Origin of the sequence: Cryobacterium sp. TMT4-10, assembly GCF_004403275.1 — a bacterium.
GTDB lineage: Bacteria > Actinomycetota > Actinomycetes > Actinomycetales > Microbacteriaceae > Cryobacterium > Cryobacterium shii.
Genome location: NZ_SOGU01000049.1, coordinates 29,175 through 50,330 on the forward strand (window position 1 = coordinate 29,175; position 21,156 = coordinate 50,330).

Sequence of the window (21,156 nt, forward strand, 5' to 3'; positions counted from 1 at the left end):
GTGAGGAGGAAAGAGGGGGGAGGCAGTGGCGGCGTCTCCGCCGCCACTGCCGGGAGAGAGACCTGCTTACTTGAGGTCTGCCTCGGTGTAGTAACCCGTGTCGACGAGGAGTTCCTTGTAGTTGTCCTTCGTGACGACCTGCGGCGCGAAGAGGAAGGTCGGGACGACCTTCACCTTGTTGTCGTAGCTCGTGGTGTCGTTGACCTCGGGGGTGCGACCGTTGAGCAGGTCGTCAGCCATCTTCACGGCCTCGTCGCCCAGCTGGCGCGTGTCCTTGTAGATGGTGGAGTACTGCTGGCCGGCGATCATGGACTTGACCGATGCAGCCTCGGCGTCCTGACCGGTGACGATCGGCAGGGCGTCGGTGGCGTATCCCGAGCTGGTCAGAGCCGAGATGATGCCGATGGAGAGCCCGTCGTACGGGGACAGGACAGCGTCAACCTTGCTGCCGTCGGAGTACGTGCTGGCGATGAGGTTCTGCATCCGCTTCTGGGCCGTCGCCGGGTCCCAACGCAGCGTGGCAACCTGGGTGAAGCCGACCTGGCCGCTCTTGACCACGAGCACGCCCTTGTCGATGTACGGCTGCAGGGTGTCCATCGCGCCATTGAAGAAGAAGGTCGCGTTGTTGTCGTCGGGGCTTCCGCCGAACAGCTCGACGTTGAACGGGCCGGTCGCGCCGGTTTCCTTGCCGTCCTTGTCCAGAACGCCCAGGCCGGTCAGAAGGCTCGTGGCCTGCTGCACACCGACCTCGTTGTTGTCGAAGGTCGTGTAGTAGTCGACGTTCTTGTTGCCGTTGATCAGGCGGTCGTACGCGATGACCTTGACGCCGGCCTTGCCGGCCTCGTCGAGCTGGTCACTGAGCGCCGTGCCGTCGATCGACGCGATGATGAGAACCTTGGCGCCCTTGGTCAGCATGTTGCTGATCTGCTGCACCTGCTGCGGGATCTTGTCGTCTGCATATTCCAGGTCGACCTTGTAGCCGAGCTTCTCGAGCGAGGCCTTGACGGCGTCGCCGTCCTTGATCCAGCGCTCGCTGGTCTTGGTCGGCATGGCAACGCCGACGAGGGCGCCTTTGCTGGAACCGGCCGAGTCATCCGCGGTGGTTCCGCCGCGGGTTCCGCCGGAGCAGGCGGCGAGGGAGAGTGCGAGTCCGATGGCTGCGATGCCAACGAGGACCTTCTTTGTCTTCACGTAAGTACCTTTCGTGTTTCTGTTATCAGCTTTGATTGCAGGTGAATCCGGAGGGGGACTTCTGGTGGTGCGATGGTGCGTAGTGGTGCTGTGGTGCGGTGGTGCTGTGACTACAGGCCCTGTGCCAGTCGGTAGTAGGCCTGGTTCCAACGCACCTCGCGCGTGAAATCACGCAGGGTGGTGGTCTTATCGATCACGAGAAGCTCGGTGCGAGCGATCTCGGCGAAATCCTGGAACACCTCGATGCCGACGGCTGTCGACATCACGGTGTGGTGGGCGGCGCCGGCCGTGAGCCAGGCCGCAGCGGAGGTGGCGAAGTCCGGTTCCGGGCGCCACACCGCGCGGCCGACCGGAAGCTTCGGCAGCGCCTGGGGCGGCTCGACCACCTCGACCACGTTCGCGGTCAGGCGGAACCGGTCGCGCATATCGCTCATGGCGACCACCACGGCCGGGCCGGGGGCCGCGTTGAAGACGAGGCGCACGGGGTCTTCGCGGCCGCCGATGCCGAGCGGGTGGATCTCCAGCGTCGGCTTCGCGGCGGAGAGTGCGGGGTTGACCTCGAGCATGTGGGCTCCGAGGATGAGCTCCGCGCCGGGAGCGAGATCGTAGGTGTAGTCCTCCATCAGGCTCGCGCCGCCGGGAAGGCCGGACCCCATCACGTTGGCGACGCGCACCAGGACGGCCGTTTTCCAGTCGCCCTCGGCACCGAAACCGTATCCCTGGGCCATCAGGCGCTGCACGGCCAGGCCGGGCAGCTGCTTGAGTGCGCCGAGGTCTTCGAAGTTCGTGGTGAAGGCGCTGAAGCCGCCGGCTTCCAGGAATCCCTTGAGGCCGAGCTCGATCGCCGCGCCGTACCGGAGGGACTCGTGGCGGTCGCCGCCGGCGCGCAGTTCGGGGACCACGTCGTAGAGGTCCTCGTATTCGGCGACGAGGGTGTCGATCGCGGCATCCGTCACCGCGTGCACGGCCTCGGCGAGTTCGTTCACCGGCCAGGTGTTCACCTGCACCCCGAAGCGCAGTTCGGCCTCGGTCTTGTCGCCCTCGGTCACTGCGACGTAGCGCATGTTGTCGCCGAAGCGGGCCAGTTTCATGGTGCGGCTCGCGGCCCAGCCGGCGGCGGCACGGGTCCAGGTGCCGATGCTCCCGGTGACGACCGGGTTGGACACGTGGCCCACGACGGTCTTGCGCGACACGCCGAGCCGGGTCTGGATGTAACCGAACTCCCGGTCGCCGTGCGCGGCCTGGTTCAGGTTCATGAAGTCGAAGTCGATCTCGCTCCAGGGCAGTTCCACGTTCGCCTGGGTGTGCAGGTGCAGCAGCGGCTTGGCCAGTGCGTCCAGGCCCGCGATCCACATCTTCGCCGGCGAGAACGTGTGCATCCACGCGATCAGGCCGATCACGCTGTCGTCCGAGTTCGCGTCCAGGGCGGCGCGGCGGATGGAGTCGGAGTCTTTCAGGACCGGCTTCCACACGACGCGAACCGGGATGTCGCTCGAGGCGTTCAGGGCGTCGGCGATGGCCCGGGACTGCTCGGCGACCTGCCGCAGGGTCTCCTCGCCGTAGAGGTTCTGACTGCCGGTGAGGAACCAGACCTCGTAGGTGTCGAGGGTGTCGGTGAGAGTAGCCATTACGTGAGTGCTCCTTGCGGTGCTTGACCGTAAACGTTCTGATAGCGGTTGAAGAGGGAATCGATCGCCTCTTGGGGGATGGGGATGAGTTCCCCGCCGAGGCGGGCGAGGTGCACGGTGCGGGCGACGTCTTCGACCATCACGGCGGCTTTGACCGCGTCGCGGGCGTCCTTGCCGATGGTGAACGGCCCGTGATTCTGCATCAACACGGCCCGGGACCGGTGACCGGTCAGCGCCTCGACGATGCCGCGGCCGATGGTGTCGTCGCCGATGATGGCGAAGCGTCCCACCGGGATCGGGCCGCCGAATTCGTCCGCCATGGCCGTGATCACGCAGGGGATCTCCTCGCCGCGCGCCGCCCAGGCCGTGGCGTAGGTGGAATGGGTGTGCACGACGCCGCCGACGTCCGGCATGTTGCGGTACACGTAGGCGTGCGCGGCCGTGTCGCTGGACGGCGCACGGTCAGACCCGGGGGTGTCGGGGATGACGTTGCCGTCGAGGTCGCAGACGATCATGTTCTCCGGTGCGAGATCGGCGTAGTCGACGCCGCTGGGCTTGATCACGAACAGGTCAGCGCCCGGGACACGGCCGGACACGTTTCCGCCCGTCCAGACCACGAGCCCGTTGCTGGTCAGCTCGGTGTGCAGGCGCGCGATCTCGTCGCGGACCCGTGCGATGGCAACCTCGATCCGGGGGCCGAAGGAGCTCATGCGGAGACCGCCGAGGTTTCCAGCGAGGCGCCGGCGTCACGCTTGAGGGCCTTGAGTCGGTGCATGACGTCGTTCGTGCCGCGACCGAAGTAGTCGTGCAGGAGCGAGTACTCGGCGAACAGCTTGTCGTACGCCGCGGCCGACTCTTCGTTGGGCGTGTACACGTTCTTGTTGAGCTTGCCCATGGCCTGGCCGGCCGCGCGCACATCGGGATAGGCGCCCGCGGCGACGGCCGCGTGGATCGCCGAGCCCAGCGCCGGGCCCTGCTCGCTGGCGATCGTGGAGATCGGCAGGCGCAGGATGTCGCTGTAGGTCTGCATCAGGAAAGCGTTCTTGAGCAGGCCTCCCGCGACGATGAACTCGGTGACGGGGACGCCGCTCGAGTTGAACGTCTCGACGATCGTGCGGGTGCCGAAGGCGGTGGACTCGAGCAGTGCCCGGTAGATCTCCTCGGTGCGGGTGGTCAGCGTCATGCCGAGAACCAGGCCGGAGAGTTCGTGGTCGACCAGCACCGAGCGGTTGCCGCTGTGCCAGTCGAGGGCGATCAGTCCGTGGCCGCCGACGGGCTGGTCCTTGATCAGTTCGGTCAGGTACTGGTGCACGCTCAGGCCCGCGGCGGCCGCCTCCGTGAAGTACCGGGCGGGAACCTGGTTGTTCACGTACCAGGCGAAGATGTCGCCGACCCCGGACTGGCCGGCCTCGTAACCGTAGAGCCCGGAGACGATGCCGCCGTCGACGACGCCGCACATACCGGGCACCTCGGCGAGGTGGTCGGAGTTCATCACGTGGCAGGTCGAGGTGCCCATGATGGCCACCATCTGGCCGGGCAGGACGGCTTGGGCGGCCGGACCGGTAACGTGCGCGTCGACGTTGCCGACGGCGACGGCGATGCCCTCCGGCAGGCCGGTCCAGGCTGCGGCCTCGGCGGAGAGGGTGCCGGCGGATGCGCCGAGCTGGCCGATCTCGTGCGCCACCTTGTCGGTGGCGAACCGCGTGAACCCGGGGTTCAGCGCGGCGAGGAAATCCTCGCCGGGGTACGCGTCATCCTGCAGAATGCCCTTGTAACCGGCGGTGCACGCGTTCCGCACGTACTGGCCGGTGAGCTGCCAGACGATCCAGTCGGCGGCTTCGACCCAGTGGTCCATCCGGTCGTACAGCTCGGGGTCTTCCTCCAGCAGTTGCAGGCCCTTGGCGAATTCCCACTCGCTCGAGATCAGCCCGCCGTAGCGCGGCAGCCAGCTCTCGCCGCGTTCGGCGGCGAGCTCGTTGATGCGGTCGGCCTGGCGCTGCGCGGCGTGGTGCTTCCACAGCTTCACGTAGGCGTGCGGGCGGTCGGCGTATTCCGGCAGCTCGTTGAGGGGGGTGCCGTCGGCGAGGACGGGAACCATGGTGCAGGCCGTGAAGTCGGTGCCGACACCGATGACGCGGGCCGGGTCGATGCCCGCGTTCGCGACGGCGGCGGGGACGGCGCTCTTGAGCACGTCCACGTAGTCCTGCGGAACCTGCAGGGCCCACTCCGGCGGCAGGGCGGCGCCCGTGGCGGCGAGGGTCGTGTCCATCACGGCGTGCGGGTAGTCCAGGACGGCGGAACCGAGCTCGACGCCGTCGGAGACGCGAACGACGACCGCGCGGCCGGAGAGGGTTCCGTAGTCGATCCCGATGACGTATGAATTGACGTCTGCATGCGCATCCGGCTGCTCGGTGATTCCCACGGAATCGACTCCTTCGTCTCGCTGGTGGTGCTCGTGCCGGAGTCGTTCTCCCGGTCATGTGCCGGTCAAATGTGAACGGTCACATTTGCCTGTCTCATGTTAGCTCTCCCCATGGCGCAGTTGTCAAGTCCCAACCTGGGGCCGATATTCAACCGTTTCCGACGGGCGCGGAGAGGGGCGGCCGGGGCGGGCCGGAGTTACGCGGGAGTTACCGGACGGGCGGGGCCGTCGACGCGCGCACGATGAACCGGGGCATGATCGACTGTTCGGCCACGGGTTCGTGGCCCGCCAGGTCTTCGAGCAGGGCGGCGACGCAGCGTCGGCCCAGTTCGGCGAAGTCCTGGCGCACGGTCGTCAGCGGGGGCCAGAAATGAGCCGCTTCGGGGATGTCGTCGAAGCCAACGATGCTGACATCCCGCGGAAGTTCGAGGCCGGCGTCGCGCGCCGCATGCATCAGACCGAGGGCCATCTGGTCGTTCGAGGAGAAGATCGCCGTGAAATCCAGGCGCCCGAACAACTCGCGTCCGGCGTAGTAGCCGAAGTCCGCGGTCCAGTCGCCGAGGATCGGCGCTGTGGTCGGCACATCCATGGCGCCCATCTCATCGAGGAACCCGCGCATCCGCGCTTCGGCCTCGATCCAGTCCTGCGGGCCGGCGAGGTGGTAGATGCGCCGGTGGCCCAGGTCGATCAGGTGCCGGGTCGCCAGCCGCGCGCCCGCAATCTGGTCGACGGACAGGGCGTGGCCGTCTTGACGGCCCCCCGATTGCAGCGACACGTAGGGAACCGTGATCGACAGCTGCTCGAGAACGTCGAAGACCCGCACCTGGGGCGCGATCACGACCAGACCCTCGATCCCCTGGAGCATCAACTGCACCAGGGCCGCTTCGATCGACTCGTGGTCGTCGGCGGCCAGGTTGGCCGTGTTCACGTAGTAGCCGGCCTCCTGCGCCGCCTCCTGGATCGCGGCGATACTGCTGGCCGGACCGTACTCGGAACTCTGGGCGGTCAGGATGCCGATCGTGCGGGAACGGCCGCGGGACAGGGCCCGCGCGGCCCGGTTCGGCTGGTACTGCAGGTCTTCCATGACCTGCAGCACCTTCGCCCGGGTCGAGTCACGGAGACTGGGGTGGTTGTTGAGCACGCGTGACACAGTCTGGTGGGACACCCCGGCGAGACGTGCGACGTCTCTGATGCTGGGGGCGCGCACTTTGGGTGGCTTGCCTGTCACGTAACGACCTTGTTCACATGTGCACGGTCACAATTGTGATCGCACATCCAGTATGCACGTCCGGCGGGGTTTCAAGTGACTCCGATGTGACAGTCACATGGACCGCCGAGACGGGCCTGGCCCGCGGCAGCACAGGCAAAGCGGGTCAATGCCATCAGCGGCATGCAAGGCGATCAGGGATTCAGCAGCGAGCATGCAGACTCAAGAACAGACGGCCGCCAACGTTGCCGGCGGCCGCCAACAGCTGCCGGATCAGAGTGCGGCGAGGGCCCCGTCGATGTCGTCGATGAGGTCGGCGACGTCTTCGATACCGACGGAGAGACGGATGATGTTGTCCGCCACCTCCAGCTCGGTGCCGCGGACGGATGCGTGCGTCATCTCCGAGGGGTAGTTGACCAGCGACTCGACCCCGCCGAGGGATTCGGCCAGCTGGAAGAGGTGGGTGGACTCGGCGAACGTTCGGGCCGCGGCCGCGCCGCCCGCGAACGCGATCGACAGCATCCCGCCGAAGCCGCTCATCTGCTTCTTCGCCAGCTCGTGGCCGGGGTGGCCGGGCAGGCCCGGGTAGTAGACCCGGTCGATCGCCGGGTGAGCCTGCAGGTGTTCGGCGATGGCCTGGGCGTTGCTGCAGTGGCGGTCCATCCGCACCGAGAGGGTCTTGATTCCGCGCACGGTGAGCCAGGCATCCATCGGGGCCGACACCGGGCCGGCGGCGAACTGCAGGAACTGCGCTTTCTCGGCGAGCTCGTCGTCGTTGATGATCAGGGCGCCGCCGAGCACGTCGGAGTGGCCGCCGAGGTACTTGGTGGTCGAGTGCACGACGACGTCGGCGCCGAAGGCCAACGGATGCTGCAGCGCGGGCGAGGCGAACGTGTTGTCCACGATCACGGTCACGCCGTAGCGGTGCCCGATCTCGGCCAGCGCGGTGATGTCGCTGATCTTCATCAGCGGGTTGCTGGGCGTCTCCACCCAGAGGATCTTCGTCTCGCCCGGAATGATGGCCTCTTCGACGGCGGCGAGGTCGCTCATCTCCACGGTCGAATGGAGGATGCCCCAGGCGCCGTGCACCCGGTTGATCAGGCGGTGGGTGCCGCCGTAGACGTCGTTGCCGAGCACGATGTGGTCGCCCGGAGCCAGGAGCGCGCGCAGGATGGTGTCCTCCGCGGCGAGCCCGCTGGCGAAGGACAGTCCGTGCTTGCCGCCCTCGAGCGCGGCCAGCAGGGTCTCCAGCACGGTACGGGTCGGGTTGCCGCCGCGGCTGTATTCGTAGCCGCCCCGAAGGTGCCCGATGCTCTCCTGCACATACGTGGAGGTCTGGTAGATGGGCGGGATCACGGCGCCGGTCGTCGGGTCGAATTCCTGCCCGGCATGGATGGCGATGGTGTCGAAGTTGGGGGTGCGAGCCATTGGGTCTTCCTTATTCATGCTGTTCGTTTGTCTGACTGTCATGTGTCTGACGGTTGTGTGCCTGTTTACACGCTCAGGTAGGTGAGCAGGTCGTGGCGGGTGATGACGCCCAGGGGCTTGCCGCCGTCGGTGACGAGCAGCGCATCGTGTCCGGTGAAGGCGGCCCGCGCGGTGGCGACCGGCTCGTTCACGCCGATCAGAGGCAGGGAGTCGGCCACGAACTCGCCCACGCGATCGGCCAGCTGCGCCTCGCCGGAGAAGACCAGCTCCATCAGGCGGCGTTCGTCGATCGCGCCGACGACCTCCCCCATCACGACGGGCGGTTTGGCGGTGAGGACCAGCACCCGGGACACACTGGACTCGGTCATCACGCCGATGGCGTCGCGCACGGTCGCGCTCGGGTGCACGTACACGAAGGGCGGCAGCGTGCCGGTCTTGGATTCGAGCAGGTCGGCGACCGTGTTCCCGGCCGGGGCGTTGGTGAAACCGTAGCTGCGCATCCAGCCGTCGTTGAAGATCTTGCCGAGGTAGCCGCGGCCGCCGTCGGGCAGAAGCACCACGATCGTGTCGTCCGCGCTGAGGGTCGTCGCCGCGCGGAGGGCGGCGACGACGGCCATGCCGCTCGATCCGCCGACCAGGATGCCCTCCTCGAGGGCAAGCCGGCGGGTCATCGCGAACGACTCGGCGTCGGAGACGGCGATCACCTCGTGCACCACGGACGGGTCGTAGGCGGCGGGCCAGAAGTCCTCGCCCACACCCTCGACCAGGTACGGCCGGCCGGTGCCGCCGGAGTAGACCGAGCCCTCGGGGTCCGCGCCGATGATGCGCACGGTGTCGCCCGACACCTCGCGCAGGTAGCGGCCGGTGCCGGTGATGGTGCCGCCGGTTCCGACGCCCGCGACGAAGTGGGTCACCCGGCCGTCGGTGTCGCGCCAGATCTCTGGCCCGGTCGTCTCGTAGTGGCTGAGCGGCCCGTTCGGGTTCGCGTACTGGTTGGGCTTGAATGCGCCCGGGATCTCACGGGCCAGACGGTCCGAGACGCTGTAATAGGAGTCGGGGTGATCAGGGGCGACGGATGTCGGGGTCACCACGATCTCGGCGCCGTACGCCGTGAGCACGTTGCGCTTGTCCTCGCCTACCTTGTCGGGCAGCACGAACACGCACCGGTAGCCGCGCTGCTGGGCGACGAGCGCCAGCCCCACGCCGGTGTTGCCCGAGGTCGGCTCGACGATGGTGCCGCCGGGCAACAGGTGCCCCTCGCGCTCGGCGGCGTCGATGATGCGCGTCGCGATGCGGTCCTTCGACGAGCCGCCCGGGTTGAGGTACTCGAGCTTGACGAGCACGGTGGCGCTGACGCCGTCGGTCACCTTGTGCAGTTTGACCAGGGGGGTGTCGCCGATGAGGTCGAGGATGGTGTCGGCAATTTTCATGGAGTGTCCTTCGTCATGGTGTCGCGCCGTTTCTCACTCGCCGCGCGGCCAAGGCTGCACGCGCCGGCTGTGCGCAAATCTACGGAAACGCGAGGTCGTGTGGGATTACCGGGGTCGGCCAGCGACGATCACACCGCGGACACGACATCAAAACGAGCACGATCCCAACTCTAGCGAAGCGTGCTCGGGGTCACCAGATGCGGCCGCCGCGTGCCCGGCGCAGGCCGGACGCAGGACGGGCGCAGGCCAGGCGCCTCCGGGCACCAGGCCCACGCGGGCTGCGTAGAATCGCGATCATGATGAAAGCCTCCCGTGCCCGTTGATGATGGTTCGCCGGGCGACGTCGGTGCGCCCATCGTCGATGCGACGGATGCCCCGCGCTCGCCCCACGAACGGAGGCGCCTGGCCTGGAACCGTCGGTTCGGACTCGCCCTGGGCGTGCTCGGCGCCGTGGGCGTGAGCGCCCTGCTCGTCTCGTCGGTGCTCGCCCCCGCGAGCGCGCCGGGAGAGCCGGCCGGCACCACCGGAGCCGGAGCCACCGGAGTCGGTGGCACCGGAGTCGGTGCCACCGGAGTCGGTGGCACGGAGACGCCGGGCGCACCCTCGGGCGGCTCTTCCGGTGCCACGACCGAGGCGACCCCGATCGTCGGGCTGGAGACGTACTTCAATGAACCGAGCCACGTCACGACCTCCGTCACCTACCCGCAATCCCCGCCGACCGGCGGCCCGCACAGTCCCGTCTGGCTGGACTGCGGGGCCTACGACCGGGCCGTGCCGAAAGAGAACGCGGTGCACTCCCTCGAGCACGGCGCGGTCTGGGCCACCTACGACCCGGCCCTCGCCCCGGTCGACGTCGCGGCGCTTCGCGCCGCCCTGCCCGGCGACCACGTCATTGTGTCGCCCTACCCCGGGCTGGGCTCACCGATCGTGCTGACCGCCTGGAATGTGCAGCTGCGGCTGGAATCGGCCGCCGACCCGCGCATCCCGGCCTTCGCCGCCGCCTACCTGAACGGTCCGACCGCCCCGGAGCCGGGCGAGTCCTGCTCCGGCGCCCTCGCCGCCCCCGGAAAGGTCGGCTAGCCGGCCGCGCTCTCCGCGGGGCGTCCTCCGCAAGATGTACCTCTCCGCGGGGCGTCCTCCCTGCGGGGCGCACCTCTCCGCGGGGCGCACCTCTCCGCGGGGCGCACCTCTCCGCGGGGCGCACCTCTCCGCGGGGCGCACCTCTCCGCGGGGCGTATCTCTCCGCGGGGCGCACCTCTCCGCGGGGCGTATCTCTCCGCGGGAGGCCGACCCCTCCAAGCGCGGCGACACTCGCGGCGCACCTTCGGCACGCGGGCGCACGCTAGAACATGCGCCCGCGGCTCAAGGGTGCGCCGCGAGAACTGGAGAGGGGCGAGTGGCGAGGCGGGAGAGGCGAGAGGGGCGAGTGGCGAGGCGAGAGAGGCGAGAGAGGCGAGGCGGGCGACGGATGCCGCGGGCCACCCCGCGAGCGCGCCGGGAGAGCCGGCCGGCACCTACTCGGCGAGGAGCGGCGACGACGACGTGCTCTGCTCCGAGTACAGCCGGGCGTAGACGCCGTTCGCCGCAAGCAGCTCGGAGTGGGTGCCGCTCTCCACGATCCGGCCGGCGTCGACGACGAAGATCACGTCCGCGGCCACGATGGTCGAGAGCCGGTGCGCGATGGCGATGGTCGTGCGCCCGCGGGACGCGGTGTCGAGGGCCGCCTGCACGACCCGCTCCGAGATGGCGTCGAGGGCGCTGGTGGCCTCGTCGAGGATGAGCACTTCCGGGTTCTTGAGCAGCACGCGGGCGATCGCGATCCGCTGCTTCTCGCCGCCGGAGAGACGATAACCGCGCTCCCCCACGACGGTGGCGTACCCCTCGGGGAAGGACGCGATCGTGCCGTGGATGCTCGCGGACCGGGCCGCGGCCTCGAGTTCGGCATCCGTGGCATCCGGTTTCGCGTACCGCAGGTTCTCGGCGATGGTCGCGTGAAAGAGGTAGGTCTCCTGGCTGACGATGCCGATGTGGGAGACCAGGGACTCCTGGCGCAGGGCGCGTACGTCGACGCCGGAGAAGAGCACGCGGCCGGCCGACGCCTCGTAGAACCGGGGGATCAGGTAAGAGACGGTGGTCTTGCCGGCCCCGGACGGACCGACGAAGGCCGCGAACTGTCCCGGCTCGATCGCGAAGGATACGTGGTCGAGGGTGGGCCGCGAGTCCGGGGAAGAGTCCGGGTAGGCGAACGTGACGTTGTCGAATTCGACCCGGCCGACATCCGTGCCGCTCGTGGGCACCTCGGCGGCCTCCGCGGCGTCACTGATCGCCGGCTTCAGGTCGAGGTACTGGAAGATGCGGGCGAACAGGGCGCTCGAGGTCTGCAGGTCGAGGGTGACCCGCATCAGCCCCAGCAGCGGGAACAACAGCCGGGACTGCACGGTCGTGAACGCGACGATCGTGCCCGGGGTGATGTCGGTCGTGCCGCCGGCCATCAGCAGGCCCGCGAACAGGTAGACGATCGCGGGGATGCTGGAGAGGAAGATGCTGACCATCGCGAAGAACCACTGGCCGCTCATCTGCTGGCTGACCTGCAGCCTGACCTGGTTGTCGTTCTCGTCGGAGTACCGGCGGATCTCGGTCGGCTGACGGGTGAAGCTCTTGGAGAGCAGGATTCCGGACACGCTCAGCGTCTCCTGGGTGATGGCCGTCATGTCGGACAGCGATTCCTGCGTCTTCGCCGCGATCCGGGCGCGCACCTGGCCGACCCGGCGCTGCGCGATCACCAGGATGGGCATCAGGACGACGGCGACGATGGCCAGCTGCCAGCTCAGCAGGAGCATGGCCACCAGGGACGCGATCACGGTCACGACGTTGCCGAGCAGGCTCGAGATGGTGTTGGTGAGCACGCTCGCGACGCCGCCCACGTCATTCTGCAGCCGGGACTGGATGACGCCCGTCTTCGTCCGGGTGAAGAAGCTCAGCTCCATCGCCTGGAGGTGGGTGAACAGGCGCACCCGGAGCGAACCCATCACGGAGTTGCCGACGGTGGCGGTCAGCCAGGTCTGCCAGACACCGAGCAGCTGCGACCCCAGGTAGATGGCGATCATCAGGCCCACGAGCACGGCGAGCCGCCGCACATCGGGCGCGCCGCCGGGCGGGAAGAGCCCCTCGTCGAAGGCCCTCTGCACCAGCAGGGGCGGCACGACCGAGAGTCCGGCACTGATGAACACCAGCACCACGGTCACGATCAGCGCGGTGCGGTGCGGGGCGAACAGTCCGGCGATCCGGCCGAGCAGGTTCGGGATGCGCGGGGCCTCGGCATTCTCGGCCCGCTGTGCCACGGCGTCCCCACCGCTGACCCGGCCTCGTCGCCCGCCACCACCGCCGTGCATTCCACTCATGGCTTCACTCTAAACTCCCGGCGATCCCCGGCCGCCCCCGGTCGGCGGCTTCACAGTCCCGCCACACGACTGTGCCCGTTCCGGTCGACCGCGGCCGGCAGAACGGGCACAGTCGACCGGAACGGGCACGGTCGGTGATCAGGTGGGGCAGTCGGGCTACCCCTTGGTCGAGCCGGCCAGCAGGCCGCGCACGAAGTAACGCTGCAGGGAGAAGAAGACGAGCAGCGGAACCAGGATGGAGATGAACGCGCCGGCCGTGAGCAGGTGCCAGTCCTGACCCCGGGTGCCGGTGATCTCGGCCAGCAGCTTGGTCATCGGGGCGACCGCGCCGTCCGCGAAGATCAGCGCCACCAGCAGGTCGTTCCAGACCCAGAGGAACTGGAAGATGGCGAAGGATGCGATCGCCGGCATGGTCAGCGGCAGCACGATCCGGAAGAAGATCTGCCCGTGCCCCGCGCCGTCGACCCGCGCCGCTTCGATCACGTCGGCGGGGATCTCCGACACGAAGTTGTGCAGCAGGTAGATGGCCAGCGGCAGGGCGAACATGGTGTGCGCGATCCAGACCTGGGAATAGCCGCCGGCGTCGCTGATCGACGTGACCACGGGGATTCCGAAGATCGAGCCCTGCGAGAAGAACTTCAGCAGCGGCACGAGGGCCATCTGCAGCGGCACGATCTGCAGTGCGAACACGGCGATGAAGAGCACGTTCTTGCCGCGGAAGTCGATCCAGGCGAACGCGTAGGCCGCGAGGCTCGCGATGATCAGCGGCAGCAGCGTGGCCGGGAGGGTGATCGCGATCGAGTTGATGAACGCGCCCGCGAGGTTCAGCTGGCTGTTTCCGGCCTGGAGCACCTGAGAGTAGTTGTCGAGGGTGAGGCCCCAGTTCTGGAAGAGGGTCCACCAGCCGGTGGTGCGCACCTCCTGGGCCGGGCGGAACGACGAGACGAACAGCCCGAAGGTGGGGACGGTCCAGAGCACGGCGATCAGCAGGGCCGCGACCGTCGCACCGCGGCTGGTCAGGCGCTTCTTGGTTCGTTTGGCCGGTGCCTCCAGGCGTTTCTCGCCCTGGCGGAGGTGGCTCCTGGTGGTCGGGTCCGGAACTTCAACAGGCAGTACGGCGCTCATCGGATTTCCCTCTGCTTCTGGATCTGGCGGGCGTTGTAGATGACGATCGGCAGCACCAGCAGGAACAGGATCACGGCGAAGGCGGCGGAGCGGCCCTGCTCGAAGTTCTTGAACTGCGTGTACATCTCGTTCGCGATGACGCTGGTGTCGTTGGCGCCTGCCGTCATGGTCCGCACGATGTCGAAGACCTTGAGGGAGGCGATGGAGATCGTGGTCAGCACCACGATCAGGGCGCTACGGATGCCGGGCACGGTGACGTTGGTGAACTTCTGCCACGGGTTGGTGCCGTCGAGTTCCGCGGCCTCCAGCTGCTCGGCCGGCACGCCCTTGATGGCGGCGGAGAGCACGACCATGGCGAATCCGGTCTGCACCCAGATCAGAACGATGATCAGGAAGACCGTGTTCCACGGTTCGTTGGCGAGGAAGTCGACCGGCTGGCCGCCGAACCAGACCACGACCTGGTTGAGCAGGCCGATCTGGTTCTGGCTGGCCGGGCGGGCCGTGTAGACGAAGCGCCAGATGATCGACGCCCCGACGAAGGAGATGGCCATGGGCATGAAGACCATGATCTTGAAGTACTTCTCACCGCGGCTCTTATCGATGAAGACCGCGTAGGCCAGTCCGGCGATCGTCGACACGAGCGGGGCTATGAGCACCCAGACGATCGTGTTGAGCACCGTGCGGATCGCCTCGGGCTGGGTGAACACCCAGATGAAGTTGTCGAATCCGATGAACGCTGTTCCGCGGGAGTTCATGAACGCCTGCACCGTGGTCTGGATGGTCGGGATGACCAGGCCGATGATGAGCAGCAGGATGGCGGGCGAGAGGAAGCCGAAGAGCTGGAAGAGATAGCCGGCGCCGGCCCGTGACCGGTAGTCGACGATGAAGAACACCCCGCCGAGGACGGCGGCGGCGGCGGTGGCCCACCAGTACGAACCGGCGGCCAGCAGGATGAGCATCGGTGCCAGCACACAGACGGCCAGCCGGATGACGGTGTACAGGGTGCCCTTGCGCGGGGCGATTTCGACGAAGAACAGGATCGCCCCCACCAGCGCGACGAACGCGAAGATGATGATCGGGACTTGCGCGAGGGCGGGCAAGCCAGCGAGCCAGGAAAGAAATGCTGACATAGGAAACCTCTCGAGTACGACTGTGGACTCACAGTGTTCGCTGGTGGCGCTGCGAAAACTTAACGCAACGGTACACCGGCACCCGAGCGCGGCCGCCCTTCTGTTGTGAAGGGCGGCCCGCCCTGTTCTGGTTGTTGGTGCAACTGCTGTAGTGCGACTGCTGTGGTGCGGGTGGTGCTAGCGAACGGCCGAGATTAGCTCGACGGCCAGCCGGCTTCGATGCTCGTGAGCACCTCGTCGGTCGGGGTTCCGTTGATCCAGTTGACCATGCCCTTCCAGAACGTTCCCGAGCCGACCGAGCCGGGCATCAGGTCCGAACCGTCGAAGCGGAAAGTGGTCTTCGGGTCCTGAAGGATCTTGATGGCTTCCTGCAGGATCGGGCTCTTCGCGTTGGCCGGGTCAAGACCCGAGTTGGCGCTGATGACCCCACCGAGGCTGACGCGGCTGTTCGCCCAGTCGGCGCTGGAGAGGTACTCCTGCACCTTCTGGGTGTCGGCGTCGTCCGCGAACGCGGCGACGATCTCGCCACCACCGGTCACGGCCTGGCTGCCGGCTTCTTCACCCGGGGTGATGAAGGCCCAGACGTCGCCGTCGGGTCCGACCTTGCCGCCGGCATCCGTGATGAAACCGTCGAAGAAGGATGCCTGGTGGTGCAGGGCGCAGGTTCCGTCGGCGAGCGGGGCTGCCACGTCACCGAACGGAGTGCTGTTGATGGAGCGGACGTCGCCGAATCCGGCGTTGACGTAGGCCGGGTTCTGCAGGATCTCGCCCACGGAGTCGAACGCCTTCTTGATGGCGGGATCCGTGAACGGGATCTCGTTCTTAATCCACTTGTCGTAGGTCTCCGGTCCGGCCTGGCGCAGGACCAGGTCCTCGACCCAGTCCGTTCCCGGCCAGCCGGTGGCGTCGCCGGAGCCGAAGCCCGCACACCACGGGGCGGCGCCGGTCTTCTCCTGGATCGTCTTCGTCACGGCGAGGAGGTCAGCCCAGGTCTTGGGAACCTCGACACCCCACTCCTTGAACTTGGCCGGCGAGTACCAGATGAAGCCCTTGACGCTGGCCATCAGCGGCGCGCCGTACAGGGTGTCCCCGACCGTGCCGTAAGCCTTCCAGTCCGCGGACCAGTACTTGTCGACGTTGGCCTCGACGGCCTTCGGGGCCGGCTTGAGGTAGTCACGGCTGGCGAGGTCCGCCATCAGGCCGGGCTGCGGGAAGATGGCGATGTCGGGAGCGTTGCCGCCCTGGGCCCGGATCGCGATCTGGGTTTCGAACTCTTTCGACGCTTCGTACTGAATGTCGATCTTGTTCTCTTTTTCCCAGCCGGCCCAGGACTCTTCGAGCAGTTTTGCCTCGGTGTCGCCGATGGTCCCGTAGACCGTGACGGTTCCGTCACCGGCTGCGCCCGCATCGGTCGTCGTGCTGCCGGGTCCGCCGGAACAGCCGGCCAGGGTCAGACCGGCGATCGCCGCAATGGCGATTGGTGCTGTGAAACGGCGGTGCAGGGATGACCGCATATTTCCTCCTCATTGAGTGTTGGCGGTGTTCGCGTGGTCTTGCCCAGGGACACCGGGGTGCTGCAGGTGCTGGAAACGGTCAGATAGGGAACCGGTTCCACACCATAAGTTACGGCACCGTTCGGAGAATCGCAAGAGCATTGGGGTTACGAAATGGCAAAGATCGGTCCGATGGGCCACGAAATAGCCCTGAACAGGCCAACAAGCGCCCAAACCCATTCAGCTCAGTTCGATCCCGAATGGAACCGGTTCCATACTGCCCGGGGAGGCGCTAGTCTGAAATCCGGGTCCAAGGACGGAGGCTGGAATGAGATCGATTGCGGATGTCGCGCGTCTCGCCGGCGTCGCCAAAGCCACCGCTTCCCGCGCCCTCAGCGGTCGCGGGTACGTGTCCGAGGAGACCCGGTCGAAGGTCGTCGCCGCGGCCAAGGAGATCGGCTACGTCGCCTCCCCCAACGCGGCCAGCCTGGTCACCGGGCGTACGAAGAGCATCGGCGTGATCATCCCCTTCATCAGTCGCTGGTTCTTCTCCGAGGTGCTCGAGAGCCTGGAACAGGCCCTCCTCGAAGAGGGCTACGACATGACCCTCTACAACCTGCCGGCCGCGTCGAAAGAACGCGACAGCGTCTTCGAGTACTTCCTCGCCCGCAAGCGATTCGACGGGGTGATCTCTGTCGGAGTCGCCCTCAGCGACGCCGAAGTCGACCTCCTGCACCGCCTCGGCCGCCCGCTGGTGGGCATCGGGGGCCCGATCCGTGGCGTGCACACCATCGCGATCGACGACGTGGCCTCGGCCCGGCTCGCCACCGAGCACCTGCTCAGCCTCGGCCACAAGGACATCCTCCACATCGGCGGCAGCGAGGCCGACGAGATGGACTTCAAGGTGCACAGCAACCGCCGCACCGGCTTCGCCTCGGCGATGAACGAGGCGGGTCTGTCCACCGAGGGCAGTTTCTACGCCTGCGAATTCACGCTGCCCGGCGGCTACGGCGTGGGGCTGGCCGTGCTCGGCGACCCCCGCACCCGGCCGACGGCGGTGTTCGCCGCCTCCGACGAGATCGCCATCGGCGTGATCGTCGCCGCCCGGGAACTGGGGATCCAGGTGCCCGCCGACCTGTCCGTGATCGGGATCGACGGGCATCCGTACGCCCAGATGTTCCGGCTGACCACCCTAGAACAGCATCCGCGGCGCCAGGCCCGGCTCGCCGTGGTGTCGCTCCTGGCCGAGCTGGAGAGCCCGACGGACACGGATGAGGCGAATCACCTGACCGTGCTGCCCGTGAACCTGGTCGTCCGTTCGAGCACCAGCGGGCCCCGGCAGCCGCTCGGCGCCTGAGCCGCCCCGCACCCGAGCCGCACCGCGCTCAGCTGTCGCCGGCGCCGATGGCCTCGGCTTCCTCCAGCCGGTCGACGACCCCGTTCGCCCGGTGCAGCTGCGCGCGCCCCAGCAGCAGGATGGCCACGGCCACCAGTACGGCGGCCGCGGCCGCGAAGAACGGCGCCGCCGGCCCGAACGCGGCGGCGAGCAGCGTCGCGGCGGGCGGCGCGAGGGCCCCGCCGAGGAACCGCACGCCGGAATAGGCGGACGACGCGACCGCTCGCATCAGGTCCGTGGCCTCCATCACGCACTCGGTCAGCACCGTGTTCAGCACGCCGAGCAGCAGCCCGCCGACGATGACGCAGACGACCAGGCCGGCCGCCGAGCCGCTCACCAGGGCCGCGGCGACCAGGTCGAGCGCCAGCAGCGGCAGCACGGCCGCCAGCACATGGGTGCGCTTCATCCGTCTGGTCAGCAGCGGCGCCACCCAGACGGAGGTGACCGCGAGGGAGACCCCCCAGCCGAAGAAGACCAGGCCGAGGGTGATCGCGCTGCCGAGGCCCAGCGGCACGAGCGCGAACGGGGTGTACGCCAGCAGCACGAAGAAGCCGATGTTGTAGAAGAACGCGGCCGCGGCGAGGACACCCAGTGCGGGCCGGGCCAGCGCCCGGAACGGAGCCGAGAGCCGGATCGGGACCGGTGCGGGGGCATCCGTCTTCAACATCACCACGATCGCCGCGAAGCCGACGGCCATCAGCGAGGCGCTGCCGAAGAACGGCCCGCGCCAGCTGAGGCTGCCGAGCAGGCCGCCGATCAGCGGGCCGATCGCGATGCCGAGCCCGAGCGCGGCCTCGTAGAGGATGATGGCCGAGGACGTCCCGCCCGAGGCTGCGCCGACGATCGTGGCCAGCGCGGTGGAGATGAAGAGGGCGTTGCCGAGACCCCAGCCCGCCCGGAAGCCGATCACCGCCTCGACGCTCTGGGACATCCCGGAGGCCAGCGCGAACGCGACGATCAGGGCCAGGCCGATCAGCAGGGTGCGTTTGGCGCCGATCCGGCTCGAGATCCAGCTGGTGAAGAACATGGCGACGCCGGTGACCACGAGGTAGCTGGTGAAGAGCATCTCGGTCTCGGTCGGGGTGGCCTCGAGGTCGCGGGTGATGGCCGGCAGGATCGGGTCGACCAGGCCGATGCCCATGAAGGCGATCACGCAGGCGAAGGCCACCGCCCAGACCGCGGTCGGCTGGTGCAGGATGCTGGCGGCCGGTGACCGCGTGGACTGCTGGGACTGCGGCGCGGTGCTCGCGGCCCGGCTCACAGCGCGACCGCCGCGTCGCCCGGTTCGGCCGGTGGGGCCGGTTCGCCGGCATCCACGCGTTCCCGCAGGATGGCGATCGCGCGTTCGAGGACCTCGACGTCGGCGGCGGGCAGGTCGCTGAACAGCGGCAGCAGGGCGGTGGCCAGCTCGGTACGCCAGGCCGCGAGGGCGGCCTCGCCGGAGGCGGTGACCCGGGTGCGGGCCGCCCGGGCGTCGAGCGGATCGGCCAGGCGCTCGGCCCAGCCGCGCTCGGCCAGGTGGCTGACGAGCTTCGTGGCGGTGGGCTGGGAGACGCGGCTGCGCACGGCCAGCTCGCCGAGGCGGATCGGTCCGGTCTGGCGCAGCACGCTCAGCGTCCGCCAGACGGCCGGGGATTCGGTGCCGTTCGCGGCCTGGGCGGCCAGGCGGGTGACCCGGTGGTTGACCGTGATCAGGTCGCCGAGCAGATCGAGGAGTGTCGTGGACATCCGTCAACTATACATAGCTTGGCTATATATAAATCGCGGCTGCGGGGTTAACGACGAACGGGCGCCGCATCCAGTGGATGCGACGCCCGTCAGAGCGCAATCGGCTCGCGCCGATCATTCCTCCGCGTGAGCGAAGAGCGAGAGCCCCGTGAGGGGCGCCTGCTACTTGAGGACTGCGGTGGCGCCGGCAGCTTCGAGAGCAGCCTTGCCCTTTTCAGCGGCCTCCTTGGAGACGCCTTCGAGGACGGCCTTCGGCGCGCCATCGACGACGGCCTTGGCCTCGCCGAGGCCCAGGCTGGTGAGCTCGCGCACAACCTTGATGACCTGGATCTTCTTGTCGCCGACAGCCTCGAGGATGACGTCGAAAGCGGACTGCTCTTCGACCTCTTCAGCGGGTGCAGCAGGACCAGCAGCGCCGGCAACGGCGACCGGAGCAGCAGCGGTGACCTCGAAGGTCTCCTCGAACGCCTTGACGAACTCGGAGAGCTCGATGAGGGTCAGGCCCTTGAACTGTTCGAGCAATTCTTCGGTGGAAAGCTTTGCCATGATTTTTCTCCCTATAGTTTCTTAGTTACTCACCGCGATGCCAGGCCGATGCCTAGTTCGCGGACTCCTGCTTCTCACGCAGCGCCTCGATGGTGCGAACAGCCTTCGACAGCGGTGCGTTGAACAGATATGCGGCTCCGAACAGCGAGGCCTTGAATGCGCCGGCCAGCTTGGCCAGCAGCACTTCGCGGGACTCGAGGTCGGCGAGCTTGCCTACCTCTGCGGCGGTGAGCGGGTTACCGTCGAAGTAACCACCCTTCACTACCAGGAGAGGGTTTGCCTTGGTAAAGGCACGCAGGGTCTTCGCAACGGCGACAGGGTCTCCGTGAACGAATGCGATTGCGGACGGACCGACAAGCTCGTCGTCAAACGACGTGATGCCGGCGTTGTTGGCCGCAATCTTGGTCAGCGTGTTCTTCACCACGGCGTACGTGGCGTCCGCACTGATGGAAACGCGCAGCGTCTTGAGCTGCGCAACAGTGAGACCGCGGTACTCGGTGAGCAGAACGGCGGTCGAGCTCTGGAATTTCTCCGTAAGCTCGGCGACCGTTGCTTCCTTGTTCGCCATGGCGCTCCTCTTGGTTTCATGTGCCGGTAGCCCGGGGAGCAGACATGAAAAAAGCTCCGACGCAGGCGCCGGAGCTGGGAACGCATTCTCGAGGAATGCAGTCTGACTTCGAATCCTGCGCGGGCCGTTCACGTGAATGAACCTTCGATTGCCTGTGCATTTCTGCACAGAGCAATAACCGGCGGTCTTTGGCTTTTCCCTACGTTACGGGATGCCGCGGGCCGGCGCAAATCCGGATCCGTCTGGTTGCTGCGTGGCTGGGGCGCCCGGTCACCCGCTCTGAACCAATTCGACGGAGATTTTGCCCGAAACTGCCGGTTTCGGGCTCAAACCCGCTTTCTAGAGCAAAATCTCCGTCGAATTAGTTCGGGCGGGGGTGGTCGGGGCGGTTTGCGGGCGGCGCGGGATGCGGGGGCTGCGGGCGGGCGCGGGCTGCGGGCGGGCGCGGACTGCGGGCGGGCGC

Annotated in this window: 17 protein-coding genes; 2 read left to right on the forward strand and 15 right to left on the reverse strand. The window is 67.7% G+C overall.

Annotation, left to right across the window (positions count from 1 at the left end):
- Positions 1–66: 66 nt before the first annotated feature.
- The 7 genes from chvE to E3T42_RS07865 all read right to left on the reverse strand — a co-directional run bounded on the left by chvE (position 67) and on the right by E3T42_RS07865 (position 9,306).
- On the reverse strand, positions 67–1,191 hold the full coding sequence (chvE, locus tag E3T42_RS07835) for a multiple monosaccharide ABC transporter substrate-binding protein (RefSeq protein ID WP_134365657.1): 1,125 nt from the start codon (positions 1,189–1,191) through the stop codon (positions 67–69).
- Positions 1,192–1,301: 110 nt separating this feature from the next.
- A complete protein-coding gene (gene araA / locus E3T42_RS07840) occupies positions 1,302–2,819 on the reverse strand; it encodes an L-arabinose isomerase (RefSeq protein WP_134365658.1) in 1,518 nt (505 codons plus the stop codon).
- The gene (locus E3T42_RS07845; protein WP_134365659.1) at positions 2,819–3,529 is read right to left on the reverse strand and encodes an L-ribulose-5-phosphate 4-epimerase; all 711 of its coding nucleotides are present in this window, start codon (positions 3,527–3,529) and stop codon (positions 2,819–2,821) included. The genes araA and E3T42_RS07845 overlap by 1 nt, the downstream gene beginning before the upstream one ends.
- Positions 3,526–5,241 carry a ribulokinase gene (araB, locus tag E3T42_RS07850; RefSeq protein WP_134402778.1) on the reverse strand — a complete coding sequence of 572 codons (1,716 nt, stop codon included), beginning with the start codon at positions 5,239–5,241 and terminating at the stop codon, positions 3,526–3,528. The genes E3T42_RS07845 and araB overlap by 4 nt, the downstream gene beginning before the upstream one ends.
- Positions 5,242–5,449: 208 nt before the next feature.
- Positions 5,450–6,469, reverse strand: a complete 1,020-nt coding sequence (locus tag E3T42_RS07855) for a LacI family DNA-binding transcriptional regulator (protein WP_134365661.1) — start codon at positions 6,467–6,469, stop codon at positions 5,450–5,452.
- A 252-nt stretch (positions 6,470–6,721) separates the two neighbouring features.
- Positions 6,722–7,876 carry a cystathionine gamma-synthase gene (locus E3T42_RS07860; protein ID WP_134365662.1) on the reverse strand — a complete coding sequence of 385 codons (1,155 nt, stop codon included), beginning with the start codon at positions 7,874–7,876 and terminating at the stop codon, positions 6,722–6,724.
- 65 nt (positions 7,877–7,941) lie between these two features.
- Positions 7,942–9,306: a cystathionine beta-synthase gene (locus E3T42_RS07865; RefSeq protein ID WP_134365663.1), complete on the reverse strand. Its 1,365-nt coding sequence runs from the start codon at positions 9,304–9,306 to the stop codon at positions 7,942–7,944.
- A 312-nt stretch (positions 9,307–9,618) separates the two neighbouring features.
- Here E3T42_RS07865 and E3T42_RS07870 point away from each other — a divergent pair, with 312 nt between their 5' ends.
- On the forward strand, positions 9,619–10,386 hold the full coding sequence (locus E3T42_RS07870; RefSeq protein WP_134402779.1) for a DUF3105 domain-containing protein: 768 nt from the start codon (positions 9,619–9,621) through the stop codon (positions 10,384–10,386).
- A 434-nt stretch (positions 10,387–10,820) separates the two neighbouring features.
- Here E3T42_RS07870 and E3T42_RS07875 read toward each other — a convergent pair whose 3' ends face one another.
- From E3T42_RS07875 to E3T42_RS07890, 4 genes are all read right to left on the reverse strand, one after another.
- On the reverse strand, positions 10,821–12,707 hold the full coding sequence (locus E3T42_RS07875) for an ABC transporter ATP-binding protein (protein WP_134365665.1): 1,887 nt from the start codon (positions 12,705–12,707) through the stop codon (positions 10,821–10,823).
- Between the two features lie 156 nt (positions 12,708–12,863).
- Positions 12,864–13,832, reverse strand: coding sequence for a carbohydrate ABC transporter permease (locus E3T42_RS07880; protein ID WP_134402780.1), 969 nt, complete (start codon positions 13,830–13,832; stop codon positions 12,864–12,866).
- Complete coding sequence (locus E3T42_RS07885; protein ID WP_134365667.1) at positions 13,829–14,962, reverse strand: carbohydrate ABC transporter permease; 1,134 nt, start codon at positions 14,960–14,962, stop codon at positions 13,829–13,831. The genes E3T42_RS07880 and E3T42_RS07885 overlap by 4 nt, the downstream gene beginning before the upstream one ends.
- Before the next feature lie 194 nt (positions 14,963–15,156).
- Positions 15,157–16,476, reverse strand: coding sequence for an ABC transporter substrate-binding protein (locus tag E3T42_RS07890; protein ID WP_134365668.1), 1,320 nt, complete (start codon positions 16,474–16,476; stop codon positions 15,157–15,159).
- Between the two features lie 307 nt (positions 16,477–16,783).
- On the opposite strand from E3T42_RS07890, the gene E3T42_RS07895 reads away from it, so the two are divergent.
- Entirely contained in the window at positions 16,784–17,812 is a 1,029-nt protein-coding gene (locus E3T42_RS07895; protein WP_134402781.1) for a LacI family DNA-binding transcriptional regulator, read from the forward strand.
- A 28-nt stretch (positions 17,813–17,840) separates the two neighbouring features.
- On the opposite strand, the gene E3T42_RS07900 is transcribed toward E3T42_RS07895, so the two are convergent.
- The 4 genes from E3T42_RS07900 to rplJ all read right to left on the reverse strand — a co-directional run bounded on the left by E3T42_RS07900 (position 17,841) and on the right by rplJ (position 20,693).
- Positions 17,841–19,112: an MFS transporter gene (locus E3T42_RS07900; protein WP_134365670.1), complete on the reverse strand. Its 1,272-nt coding sequence runs from the start codon at positions 19,110–19,112 to the stop codon at positions 17,841–17,843.
- Positions 19,109–19,579, reverse strand: a complete 471-nt coding sequence (locus E3T42_RS07905) for a MarR family winged helix-turn-helix transcriptional regulator (protein ID WP_134365671.1) — start codon at positions 19,577–19,579, stop codon at positions 19,109–19,111. The genes E3T42_RS07900 and E3T42_RS07905 overlap by 4 nt, the downstream gene beginning before the upstream one ends.
- A gap of 162 nt (positions 19,580–19,741) precedes the next feature.
- A complete protein-coding gene (gene rplL, locus E3T42_RS07910) occupies positions 19,742–20,125 on the reverse strand; it encodes a 50S ribosomal protein L7/L12 (protein WP_134365672.1) in 384 nt (127 codons plus the stop codon).
- Positions 20,126–20,177: 52 nt separating this feature from the next.
- Entirely contained in the window at positions 20,178–20,693 is a 516-nt protein-coding gene (rplJ, locus tag E3T42_RS07915) for a 50S ribosomal protein L10 (protein ID WP_134365673.1), read from the reverse strand.
- Between the last annotated feature and the right edge of the window lie 463 nt (positions 20,694–21,156).